This window comes from Bradyrhizobium sp., from assembly GCF_019242285.1.
Classification (GTDB): Bacteria; Pseudomonadota; Alphaproteobacteria; order Rhizobiales; family Xanthobacteraceae; genus Bradyrhizobium.
On sequence record NZ_JAFAVV010000467.1, the window covers coordinates 1 to 3,323 of the forward strand.

A 3,323-nucleotide genomic window follows, 5' to 3' on the forward strand; every position below is an offset into this window, starting at 1 on the left:
TTTTCGCTTGCGATGACGCTGGCAGTCGATGCCACCATGGTCGTATACGCCGCATTGAGTGCCAAGCCTTCATCGATCAATCCCTTGAACATTATCTTCCGTGGCTTGACGGTCAGGGGATTTTGGCTCGGCCATCCCGACTTCAACAATACGTCCGCCTACCGCGACGCTCTCGGCGAGAGCGCTCGGCTACTCGCGAACGGGAAACTACAGGCGCCGGTTGTCGCAACTTATCCAATCAACCGGTTCCGGGAGGCGATTGTGCATGCGCAAAATGGTGGAAAGGTGCTCCTCGATTGGCGCGCAGAGTGAGAACGGCTGGTGGCCAATCGTGTGCGACGTCCATGGCCAAATACGCTCAGTAAGCGTACTAGACCCAAGCAGGGTGCAAAAATTCAGCCGAAATCCAGTCCACGAAGGCTCGTGTTTTGCTCGGCGTGAAGCGACCAGGCGGCCTCACGACGTAAATGGCGCCTTCACCTTCTATGGTCCAGTCTTGCAGCACAACCCTGAGCCTACCGTCGGTCCGCTCCTTCGATGTTAGCCAATCTGAGCACATCACAATTCCCGCGCCCCTGATGGCTGCCTCGACAAGTGACTGGGCGTCGTCGGCCGTCAGCGGACCAGAAACCTCCACGGATGTGATTTGGTCGCCCCTCTTGAAGCGCCATTCAGGGTGGCTGGCCAGACGCGAAAAGCGCAGGCATGAATGAGACTTGAGATCGCCAGGAGTTCGCGGGACGCCTCTTGCCGCCAGATAGTTCGGCGAGGCACATATTAGTCGCCGGTGGTGGGCCAGCTTACGCGCGATCAACCGGCTATCGTCCAGTGCTCCGAGGCGCACGGCAACGTCGAAACCTTCCGCCCCCAGATCGACGTAGCGGTCAGCGTGCTCAAGGACGACCGAAACTCCCGGGTGCTCCCTCAGAAACAAGGGTATGATCGGTGCGATCCAAAGTCTGCCAAACGCCGCGGGCACAGCGATTTTCAATGTTCCGGTTGCAAAGCCGCTCGTCTCGGTGATCTCCGCCTCTGCCTCTTGAATTCCGGATAGAGCGAGACGAACCCGATCGCCGAAGCGCAAGCCAGCTTCTGTGGGTGTAACCCGCCTCGTTGAGCGTTCGACGAGCCTGGTACCTAGGCGGGCCTCCAGGGCGCTTACGCGTCGAGACACGACGGAAGCGTCGCGCTCGATCAGTCGGCCGGCTGCCGTGAAGTTTTGCGTTTCGATAACCGCCAGGAAGGCGGCTAGCTCGTCCATCTCGCTACCGTCCATTTCCGGTCTCTCCTGCAGGGTGGTCCTGCAAAGCACGCCTATTATCGCTCCACAAGTGCGTTGCTACGATCCTCAAATAGCACTGGTGAGTATACCGGGCGCAACCGAGGTTGAGCCTTGCGGTCCCTTCGCCTGACGGCGATGGCGAGCGACAAAGAGTTGCCTGAGCATCTTACTTATGCAGGCTGAAGGAGGACTTATGGTGCCAGCTGTTACTCTACTGAGCCGAAGACTGTTTGTCGCTCTCAGTCTATTTTCCACGTCGCTCCCCGCGGACACTGCTCCAGTTGCAGCGATGGGCCACTCAGGATGACCTGGGAGATCCCTGTGGGGGCTACCCAGTTGGCGACCTCCAATGCTGAGCAAGTCTGCATCGTACGGAAGATATTGGACGGGTTGGGATTGGAGCCGGCCTCACCCGACGAGGCGCGTGAATTTCTCGCTTTGACGGGAGTCACGCCGTCGGATTCTGATCTCTGTGCCGTGCACAAAACATCTCTGCGACGGCTGTTCTGTTGCTTACCGTGCTCTTGACTTAACTGTGATCGCAGTCGCGGCACTACGTGCGGAATCCCGGAGTGAACGTGGTCGGGGGCAGTTGGCCCCTGACAAGATCGAAAGATGGAAAGAAGAACGATGCCTGTATCAAGTGACCGGCGCAGCCTGGAGCTGCGTTCCAAAGTCAGTGCGCGCGGCGATCTTGAGCTATGGCTTGAGGAATTTGACGTGCCTGAACCCGCGGCGAACGAACTTGTAGTCCAGATTGACGCCGCGCCCATCAATCCGTCGGACATGATTATCATGTTCGGACCCGCCGACCTTTCGACGGTTCGAGTCGAGAAAACGGCGTCCGGACCGACGGTGATGGCCTCAATTCCCCGAATGCGGTTGCCAGCCGTTGCCGGGCGCATCGGTCAGGCGCTTCCTGTCGGGAATGAGGGCGCGGGCTTCGTTGTCAAGGCCGGCAGCGATCATGAAGGCTTGGTTGGGCGTGCGGTCGCGTTTCGCAGTTCGTTCGGCACTTACGCGCAATATCGTGTGATCGCAGCGTCGGAATGCATGATTCTCCCCGACGGGCTCAACCCCAAGCAAGCGGCCTCCGCCTTCATCAATCCGTTGACTGTTCTAGGAATGGTCGAGTCGATGAAACTAGAAGGGCACCGCGCGCTCGTCCACACCGCCGCCGCTTCGAATGTCGGCCAGATGCTAAATCGGCTGTGCCTGAAAGACGGGATCGATCTCGTCAATATCGTTCGCAGCGAGGAGCAGGCGCAGAGTCTTCGTGGCTTGGGAGCAACGCATGTTGTTAACAGTGCTTCCAGCGGGTTCGATGAAGAGTTGATGGCGGCCCTCGAAGACACTGGAGCTACTATTGCTTTCGACGCGATCGGTGGCGGGACGATGGCTTCGCGCATTCTCGCCGGCATGGAGCGCGTGCAATCGAGAAAGCTGACAAGCTACAGTCGATATGGATCTCCGACGCATAGGCAGGTGTATATCTACGGCATCCTGGACCCCGAGCCAACCCGGATCGATCGATCCGTTGGTACGGCTTGGAGTGTTGGCGGGTGGTTGATGACCTGGTTCTGCGAGAGGATCGGCGCCGAGGCGACGCAGCGCTTGCGAGATCGAGTCCGCTCAGAACTTACCACGACCTTCGCAAGTGACTACGCAGCAGAGATTTCACTGAGTGACCTGCTCTCGCCAGCTTTGATTACGTCGTACCTGAAACGTGCGACCGGACAGAAGTACCTTCTAAAGCCGAACGCAACTTAGAGCGCCTGCCGCATTCGCGAGCGCTTGCGAATGTAAGGTGCTTCTACACGATCGTTGCCCTCAAAGCTGCGCACATAACGGATATCGTTGGGCTCAAGTCGGCCCGACGTGAGATCGCCATGATCAAGTTGGTTCCGCCGAGGATGGCACAGACCGTCGTTGATTGGGCGATTCAGATATTGGGCGGAGGCGGCACAAGCAATGATCATTTTCTTGCCGCAGCTTGCGATAGGCCGACTGCCCCGGCTGGCCGATAGACCCGATGAGGTGC

At 58.6% G+C, this 3,323-nt stretch carries 3 protein-coding genes and 2 pseudogenes; 4 read left to right on the forward strand and 1 reads right to left on the reverse strand.

All coding sequences use genetic code 11. The features are described from left to right. Positions 1–312: pseudogene (locus JOY90_RS18360) on the forward strand (hypothetical protein); the annotation flags it as partial. A 58-nt stretch (positions 313–370) separates the two neighbouring features. Here the strand turns inward: JOY90_RS18360 and JOY90_RS18365 are convergent. After that, on the reverse strand, positions 371–1,276 hold the full coding sequence (locus tag JOY90_RS18365; protein WP_291692534.1) for a LysR family transcriptional regulator: 906 nt from the start codon (positions 1,274–1,276) through the stop codon (positions 371–373). Between the two features lie 339 nt (positions 1,277–1,615). Between JOY90_RS18365 and JOY90_RS18370 the strand changes: the two are divergent. The 3 genes and pseudogenes from JOY90_RS18370 to JOY90_RS18380 form a co-directional block, all read left to right on the forward strand. Next, positions 1,616–1,729, forward strand: a pseudogene (locus tag JOY90_RS18370) (3-keto-5-aminohexanoate cleavage protein); the annotation flags it as partial. Between the two features lie 168 nt (positions 1,730–1,897). After that, on the forward strand, positions 1,898–3,052 hold the full coding sequence (locus JOY90_RS18375; RefSeq protein WP_291692535.1) for a zinc-binding dehydrogenase: 1,155 nt from the start codon (positions 1,898–1,900) through the stop codon (positions 3,050–3,052). A 113-nt stretch (positions 3,053–3,165) separates the two neighbouring features. Beyond that, positions 3,166–3,309 (forward strand): acyl-CoA dehydrogenase family protein, encoded by a 144-nt coding sequence (locus JOY90_RS18380; protein ID WP_291692536.1) that lies wholly within the window; start codon positions 3,166–3,168, stop codon positions 3,307–3,309. Positions 3,310–3,323: the final 14 nt, after the last annotated feature.

Coding starts and splice junctions, on each gene's coding strand:
- JOY90_RS18365 (WP_291692534.1), bottom strand. CDS start 1,276: ATGGACGGTAGCGAGATGGACGAGCTAGCCGCCTTCCTGGCGGTTATC.
- JOY90_RS18375 (WP_291692535.1), top strand. CDS start 1,898: ATGGAAAGAAGAACGATGCCTGTATCAAGTGACCGGCGCAGCCTGGAG.